The organism is Methylibium sp. (genome assembly GCF_013817365.1).
Lineage (GTDB): Bacteria > Pseudomonadota > Gammaproteobacteria > Burkholderiales > Burkholderiaceae_C > Methylibium.
Window position 1 is genome coordinate 1 of record NZ_JACDCU010000177.1, and the last position, 7,571, is coordinate 7,571.

General features: G+C 68.3%; 7 protein-coding genes and 1 pseudogene. 1 reads left to right on the plus strand and 7 read right to left on the minus strand.

Annotation, left to right across the window (positions count from 1 at the left end; all coding sequences use genetic code 11):
* A partial coding sequence (aceE, locus tag H0W38_RS11810; RefSeq protein ID WP_292454185.1) for a pyruvate dehydrogenase (acetyl-transferring), homodimeric type occupies positions 1–1,849 on the minus strand: 1,849 nt, incomplete at its 3' end.
* Positions 1,850–1,954: 105 nt separating this feature from the next.
* Between aceE and H0W38_RS11815 the strand changes: the two genes are divergently transcribed.
* Positions 1,955–2,422 (plus strand): Lrp/AsnC family transcriptional regulator, encoded by a 468-nt coding sequence (locus H0W38_RS11815; protein WP_292454186.1) that lies wholly within the window; start codon positions 1,955–1,957, stop codon positions 2,420–2,422.
* A 7-nt stretch (positions 2,423–2,429) separates the two neighbouring features.
* Here the strand turns inward: H0W38_RS11815 and H0W38_RS11820 are convergent, their stop codons facing one another.
* The 6 genes and pseudogenes from H0W38_RS11820 to H0W38_RS11845 form a co-directional block, all read right to left on the minus strand.
* A complete protein-coding gene (locus tag H0W38_RS11820; protein WP_292454188.1) occupies positions 2,430–3,368 on the minus strand; it encodes a DUF2145 domain-containing protein in 939 nt (312 codons plus the stop codon).
* A gap of 79 nt (positions 3,369–3,447) precedes the next feature.
* Positions 3,448–3,906, minus strand: a complete 459-nt coding sequence (locus H0W38_RS11825) for a hypothetical protein (RefSeq protein ID WP_292454190.1) — start codon at positions 3,904–3,906, stop codon at positions 3,448–3,450.
* Between the two features lie 119 nt (positions 3,907–4,025).
* Positions 4,026–4,664, minus strand: coding sequence for an endonuclease III (gene nth / locus H0W38_RS11830; protein WP_292454192.1), 639 nt, complete (start codon positions 4,662–4,664; stop codon positions 4,026–4,028).
* Between the two features lie 149 nt (positions 4,665–4,813).
* The gene (gene rsxB, locus H0W38_RS11835) at positions 4,814–5,479 is read right to left on the minus strand and encodes an electron transport complex subunit RsxB (RefSeq protein WP_292454194.1); all 666 of its coding nucleotides are present in this window, start codon (positions 5,477–5,479) and stop codon (positions 4,814–4,816) included.
* Entirely contained in the window at positions 5,476–6,885 is a 1,410-nt protein-coding gene (locus H0W38_RS11840; protein ID WP_292454195.1) for a polyhydroxyalkanoate depolymerase, read from the minus strand. Before H0W38_RS11840 ends, rsxB begins: the two co-directional genes overlap by 4 nt.
* 240 nt (positions 6,886–7,125) lie before the next feature.
* A pseudogene (locus H0W38_RS11845) lies at positions 7,126–7,571 on the minus strand (hypothetical protein); the annotation flags it as partial.

A 7,571-nucleotide genomic window follows, 5' to 3' on the forward strand; every position in this document is an offset into this window, starting at 1 on the left:
TCGCCAGGCCGTGCACGCTGTAGCTGGTGGCCGCCGCGGTCCAGCTCGCCAGGGCGCCGGCCTCGCTGATCCCTTCTTCGAGGATCTGACCGTCGGTCGCTTCGCGGTAGCTCAGGATCGTGTCGATGTCTTCCGGTGCATAGCGCTGGCCGACGCTCGAATAGATGCCGACCTGCTTGAACAGGTTGGCCATGCCGAAGGTGCGCGCTTCATCGGCCACGATGGGCACGATGCGCTCACCGAGCGCCTTGTCCTTCATCAGGTTGCCCAGCATGCGCACGAAGGCCATGGTGGTGCTCATGTCCTTGCCGTCGGCCGAAAGGGCGAACTGCGCATAGGCCGAGAGCTCGGGTTTGGGCACCACGTCGCAGGCCGTTTCCCGGCGCGGCATGGAGCCGCCGAGCGACTTGCGGTGCGCCTCGAGGTACTGCATCTCGGCGCTGTCGCCGGCCGGCCGGATGAAGGTCAGCGAGGTTGCCTGCTCATCCGTCAGCGGCAGGCTGAAGCGGTTGCGGAATCCGATGAGGTCGGCGCTCTCGAACTTCTTGTGCGAGTGCGTGGTCATCTTGCCCTGGCCGGCGCCCATCCCGTAGCCCTTCTTGGTGTGGGCCAGGATGACGGTGGGCTGGCCGCGGTGGGCGGCGGCGGCGGCGTAGGCGGCGTGAATCTTCACCAGGTCGTGTCCGCCGCGCTTCAGGCGGTCGATCTGCTCGTCGGTCATGCCTTGGGCGAGGCGCGCGAGTTCTTCGTTCTGGCCAAAGAAGGTGTCGCGGTTGTAGCGCCCGTCCTTGGCCGCGAAGGTCTGCATCTGGCCATCGACCGTCTGGGCGAAGGCGCGCGTCAGGGCGCCCGTGGTGTCGCGCGCGAACAGGCCGTCCCAGTCGCTGCCCCACACCAGCTTGATGACGTTCCAGCCGGCACCGGCGAAGAGCTTTTCGAGCTCGTCGATGATGCGGCCGTTGCCGCGCACCGGGCCATCCAGGCGCTGCAGGTTGCAGTTGACCACCCACACGAGGTTGTCGAGCTTCTCGCGCGCGGCGAGCGTGAGCGCGCTCATGGATTCGGGCTCGTCCATCTCGCCGTCGCCGAAGACGCCCCACACCTTGCGCGCCTCGCAGTCGAGCAGCTTGCGGTGCGTGAGGTAGCGCATGAACCGCGCGTGGTAGATCGAGCTGATCGGGCCGATCCCCATCGAGCCCGTGGGGAACTGCCAGAAGTCCGGCATCAGGTAAGGATGCGGGTAGCTGCTCAGGCCGCGAGCGCCCTTGCCGGTGGTGAAGGCGGGCGCGGTGAGTTCTTGGCGGTAGTGCGCGAGGTCTTCTTCGCTAAGGCGGCCTTCCAGGAAGGCGCGCGCATAGACGCCGGGGGCGCTGTGGGGCTGGAAGAACACGAGGTCGCCGCCGTGCGCACCTGGGCCTGAACCCGTGCGCGCATGGAAGAAGTGGTTGAAGCCGCACTCGAACAGATCGGCCGCACTCGCATAGCTGGCGATGTGGCCACCGAGTTCGCCGTAGGCCTGGTTGGCGCGCACGACCATGGCGAGCGCGTTCCAGCGCATCAGCGAGGCCAGGCGCTCTTCCACCGCCAGGTCGCCGGGGAACGCCGGCTGCGCTTCGACGGCGATGGTGTTCACGTACGGCGTGGCGAGCTCGGGCTGCCAGCCGATGCGCTGCTGCCGCGCCACGCGCGCCAATTCGTCGAGCATCCAGCGGGCGCGCGCCGGGCCGTGCGCCTCGGCCAGCGCGGCGAAGGAGGCACGCCATTCGGCGGTTTCCTGCGGGTCGGCGTCGCTGCCGATGGAGGGCAAGTCGACCGGGGGGTTGAAATAGGGATCGGACAAAGCGTTCATCATCCAGACCTTAATTCGATCGACCCGTCATGAGTTGCTGCAACGCCGCTTTTTCGGCGAGTCGGCGGTATAAAGTGCCGTTATTCTGGTGAAGCACGGCATTTCATGAATCTGGACCGCGTGGATCTCCGCATCCTGGATGAACTGCAGCGCGACGGTGCGCTGTCGAACGTCGATCTGGCTCGCCGCGTGCATCTCTCGCCTTCGCCCTGTCTGGCGCGCGTGAAGGCGCTCAAGGCCGGCGGCGTGATCGACCGCTATGTCGCCATCGCCAATGCGGCAGCACTCGGGCTCGGGCTCAACGTTTTCATCTCCATCAGCCTGCGCACGCAGAGCAAGGCGTCACTGGCCGAATTCGAGCAACGCATCGTCGAGCACGACGAGGTGATGGAGTGCTACTTGATGACGGGCGACAGCGACTACCTGATCCGCGTTGCCGTCGCCGACATCGCAGCGCTCGAGAAATTCATCCTCGAGCAACTGACCCCGATCGCCGGCATCGAGAAGATTCGCTCGAGCTTCGCCCTGAAGCAGGTGCGCTACAAGACCGCCTTGCCGCTGCCTGCGCATTGACGCGACCTCAATCGAACGCCACTACGCGGTCGCCGTCGCTCCGTCGGCATCCCTCGGCCACCGGCTCCCAGCCGCGCCGAATCACCACCTGCCGTTCGTCGTGGCACAACTCGATGCGCTGCGCTCCCGGAACCTGCTCGCGCACGAAGGTCTCGATCGAGGCCGGTGTGCTGGTGCGGAACTGCAGCGCGAAGCGGTCCTGTTCCGGATGGTCGGCGACGTGGATCCAGGGGACGAAGTTCGCCGCAAACATCAACAGCTGCGAGCCCACCTGCACCGGCTGCGGCGCGTAGCCTTGCGCCATCAGCCAGCGCTGCGCGCTTTCGCGCGCGCCTTCAGCGTCGCCGGCAACAGCCACTGCGCTCTCGCCGTCTGCAGCGCCCCACGCCGTGGCCAGCAACTCCATCACCCACTGATTGCAGTTCTGAAAGCGCAGGCTGTACGGGTAGGCATTGGCGCTGTAGCGCCCCGCCAGCAAGCGCAGCGCGAGCGCCTCGTCGAGCGCCGTGCGTTCCAGCGCAACGGCTTCAGTGGACGGAAGCAGCACGATGGAGACGTATCCGATGGACGGGTCGTCTGTGCCGAACAGGAAGCCGGCAAGGCCCTGGTCGTAGAGCCGCGGCCGGGCCTCGTCGCAGGCGTAGTAGAGCTGGCGCACCGACCACGGCCCGTTCGCGTTGGCCTTCAGGCTCACGCCGGCATGTGAGTAGCGAAGGCCGAAGCGGGCGAGGTCCAGGCCCGAGCGGGCGATCAGGGCCACTGCGCGCCCGGAGGCATCGAGTTCCTGCCGCACGATGGCGGCGAAGCGCAGCAGGCGGTCTTGCTGTTGCGCGCTCAGCGGCGACTCGCGGTCGCAGAAGCGCGAGGCGTCCGATGACGACGCCTGACTGCCGGCTGCGCCGCCGCACAGGCCGGCGGCCAGCAGCAGCGCGCGCACGAGCCTCACAGCGGCGGCACGGCCACGTTCCGGCTTGCGGGTGCCTTGCTTCGCAACGGCTGCCACGTCCGGCTGTGCAGGCGAGGCCTCAAAGCGTGACGGCGTGCGACTCGAGTTCGCGGTGCCAGTCGTCGGCCAGCACCAGGAAGAAGGCTTCGCGCGTGTCGGCGCGCGCAAATTCCAGGCCGTAGGGGCGGTGGCGGGCGCTGACCACATGGCCCTGCGCCAGGCCGCGCTGCGCGAGCGTTTGCTGCGGCAGGGAGAGGAAGAACTCGCGGGCCGCATCGTCGGCGGCCTGCAGCTTCAGCCGCATCATGCCGGGGCGCTCGGCCAGCTCAGTGACTTCGATGATGCGGTAGTCGCCTTCGGCCACCTCCTTGTCGTCCGAGGAGCTGTCGCTCGAGCCTTCGATCGAATCGGACACGCTTCCGGACGAGGCCGAGCCGGCGCTCGATGCCGACGAGGCGAAGCTGTCGGCCTGGGCGGGCGTCGCCGTGGCGAGGCACAGGGCGGCGATGCAGGCGAGGTGTGCGGGAGTGAAGGGCATGGTCACAAGCTCCGAAAGCCGTAAGAAGTCTCGCAGTGAGGATAGCGCGCGGCAGCTCGGGCTGCGGGCACGTATGTTGCCGCGCGGAGCGGTTGTGGGAGCTGGGAGCGGTGCCCGTGTCAGGGCCTCTCCGTCTTCGGCCGGTAGTCGCACAGCGTCACGACCGCGCACTCCCAGCAGCGCGGCAGCCGTGCCTGGCAAACGTAGCGGCCGTGCAGGATCAGCCAGTGATGGGCGTCCTGCAGGTAGTGCGGCGGCACGCGCTTCATCAGCTGGAGTTCGACCTCGAGCGGCGTCTTGCCCGGCGCCAGGCCGGTGCGGTTGCCGACGCGGAAGATGTGCGTATCGACCGCCATCGTCGGCTCACCGAAGGCGACGTTGAGCACCACGTTGGCTGTCTTGCGGCCGACGCCGGGCAAGGCTTCGAGCGCCTCTCGCGTGCCCGGTACGCGCCCGCCATGCCGCTCGACCAGCAGCCGGCAGGTCTCCAGCAGATGGCGGGCCTTGGTGCGGTACAGGCCGATGGTGCGGATGTGCTCGGTCAGCCCGTCCAGGCCCAGCGCGAGCATCTTGTGCGGCGTCGGCGCCACTGCGAAGAGGCGGCGCGTCGCCTTGTTGACGCCGGCGTCCGTGGCCTGCGCCGAAAGCAGCACGGCGGCGAGCAGTTCGAAGACCGAGCTGTAGACGAGTTCGGTGGCGGGTTCGGGGTTGGCGTCGCGCAGGATGCTGAAGAACGTCTCGACTGCGGCTGCTTTCATCGGCGCGATTCTGGCAGCGGCGCACCGAGCGCTGATGCGGCAGGAGCGACGGCGAATGCTCGGTGCCGACCGCTTGCCCGCATGTTGCACTCCACATGCCGACGCCGAAGGAGAACGCCGCAAAAAGGGAGAAGCGACAGCCTCGCGGCTCAGCCGTCTTGCGCGAGGCGTGACCGAGCCCGGGCCAGCGCCGCTTCGATGACCGCTGAGCGGCCGGCGTCAGCCGTCGCGGCCGCGTCGGGCTTGCCCTCTGACTCTTCCGCACGCGGCGCAGCACGGGCCGCCAGGCGCTCGTCGTGTTCGCCCTGAAGGCGCCGCGCCCGTTCGTCGCGCGCCCGGTAGCGCGAGCGTGCCGCTTCGGCCTGCGCGGCCGACCATGCGGCCCAGCCCGTCGGTTGATTCGGGCCGGGCCCGGCGGGCTCCATCGAAATGCAGTCGACCGGGCAAACCGGAACGCACAGCTCGCAGCCGGTGCACTGCGCGGCAATGACGGTGTGCATCAGCTTGGCCGCACCGACGATGCAATCGACCGGGCAGGCCTTGATGCACAAGGTGCAGCCGATGCATGCGGCCTCGTCGATGACCGCCAGCCGTAACGGGCCTTCGCTGCCGCACGCCGGATCGAGCGGCACCCGCGGGCGGCCGGTCAGTGCTGCGAGCTTGGCGATGCCTTCGGCGCCGCCCGGCGGGCAGCGATCGATGTTGGTTTCACCCACTGCGATTGCTTGCGCATAGCCTCGGCAATCGGGGTAGCCGCAGCGCGTGCACTGCGTCTGCGGCAAAGCCGCATCGATGGCGTCGGCCAGCGTGCTCACCGCGCCACGGTCAGTCGCCGTTTTGCCGGTATCTTGGTCGCCGTCTTGGTCGCCGTTTTGGTGACGGGCTTTGCGATGCTCTTTGCGGCAGGCTTCGCGACGGGCTTGGCGGCGACGGGCTTTGCCGCGGCCTGCTCGGCGGGCGCCACGGTGCCCTCCTGCCAAGGCTTCTGGTGCTTCAGGATGAACTCGCGAATCTCGGGATACGCGAACTCGCGCCAGCGGCGGCCGGAGAAGATGCCGTAGTGGCCAGCACCGGCCACTTCGTAATGGCGCTTGCGCGACTTCGGAATACCCGCGCACAGCTCGAGCGCGGCGGCGGTCTGACCGGAGCCGGAGATGTCGTCGAGCTCGCCCTCGACCGTGAGCAGCGCCGTGGTCTTGATGTCCTGCGGGCGCACCAACTCGCCGTCGATCTCCCAGGTACCGTTGACGAGCGCGAAGTCCTGGAACACCGTCTTGATGGTGTCGAGGTAGTACTCGGCCGGCATGTCGAGCACGGCGTTGTACTCGTCGTAGAAGGAACGATGGGCGTCGGTGCTCTCACCGTCGCCGCGCAGCAGGTCGAGGAAATAGTCGTAGTGCGCCGTCATGTGGCGCTGCGGGTTCATGGCCACGAAGCCGCTGTGCTGCATGAAGCCCGGGTAGACCCGGCGACCGGCGCCCGGGTAGTTGGGCGGCACGCGGTAGATCACGTTGCGCTCGAACCAGTCGTAGGGCTTGTTCATCGCCAGGTTGTTCACGGCGGTCGGCGATTTGCGGGCGTCGATGGGGCCGCCCATCATCACCATGGTGCGCGGCGTGTTCTCGCCGTTGCTGGCCATCAGCGACACCGCGGCGAGCACCGGCACGGTCGGCTGGCACACCGAGATCACGTTGACGGTCGGCCCGACATGGCGGATGAACTCCTGCATGTAGTGCACGTAATCGGCCAGACGAAAGGCACCGGCCTCGGCCGGCACCATGCGCGCGTCGATCCAGTCGGTGATGTAGACCTTGTGGTGCTGCAGCAGGAGCTTGACCGTGTCGCGCAACAAGGTCGAATGATGGCCCGACAGCGGAGCGACGACCAGAACGCTGGGCTGGTCGCGCATCTCGAGCAGCAGCGCGCCGTCGTCGGTGTAACGCTTGAAGCGCAGCAGCCGGCAGAACGGTTTTTCGACCGCGGTCTGCTGCTGCACGACGATCTCGGTCCCTCCTACCTTGATGTCGGTGATGCCGAACTCCGGCTTCTCGTATTCCTTGGTCAGCCGGTGCATGAGGTCGAAGCCGGCCGACAGGCGCTGGGCGCCGGGCGCCTGCGCGAAGGGCGACATCGGGTGGCTGTAGAGCCGACTCGAGGCGCCGGCGAATTCAGCGAAAGGGCTGAGCAGGGCGCGCTGGGTTTCGTACAACTGATAAAGCATGGTGAGTCCGCAGGTGAGGTCGGTCGAAAGACGGCAACCGGCCGCCGATGGCTGTCCAAACGCCAATTGGTGCGCTGCAGCATTATAGGGAGGCCGGCATTTTTCGAGGCCGTGTCAAGCCTGCATCTTTGCAGAGCCCCGCATGAAAGCAAGCGCGCAATGGGGGGGACGGACGGCGCCGCGCTGCGGGCCGTGCCTCGAAGATCACACCGGCGTGCACTGGCGCACGCTGCGTGCGGCTCAGCGCGCGCCGGCGCGCGAGGGAGGCACGGCCCTGACGCTCGGGCGCGGCGCGGAGATCGTGCGCTGCGCGGCGGGCGGACGTTCCATCCGCCGCCGCTCGAAGCCCTGCGGGGCACGGGGCGACTGCATCCGGCGTTCCGGCACCGGCATCACCGCGCGCGGCTGCGGCGCTAGTGCAGGAGAGGAACGAATGGGCTGCGAAGGGACAGGCGTGAGCGACCGCTGCGCGTCCGCCGGCCGACCCGCGCCGAGCGGCGGCTGCAGGATCTGGCTCGGCGCGGCCGGCCGTGGCGCGCCGATCACGGCGCGGCCGGGAAGGGGCATGGCCCCGGGCGCCAGGTGCGGCACCGGTCGGAGCCGCGAATCGCGATCGCTGCGTGCGGCGCGTTCTGCCGGTGTCTGCCGTTCGCGCCAGTCGCCTCGATCGCGGCGCTCGGCCCCGT

Coding starts and splice junctions, on each gene's coding strand:
- H0W38_RS11815 (WP_292454186.1), top strand. CDS start 1,955: ATGAATCTGGACCGCGTGGATCTCCGCATCCTGGATGAACTGCAGCGC.
- H0W38_RS11825 (WP_292454190.1), bottom strand. CDS start 3,906: ATGCCCTTCACTCCCGCACACCTCGCCTGCATCGCCGCCCTGTGCCTC.
- nth (WP_292454192.1), bottom strand. CDS start 4,664: ATGAAAGCAGCCGCAGTCGAGACGTTCTTCAGCATCCTGCGCGACGCC.
- H0W38_RS11840 (WP_292454195.1), bottom strand. CDS start 6,885: ATGCTTTATCAGTTGTACGAAACCCAGCGCGCCCTGCTCAGCCCTTTC.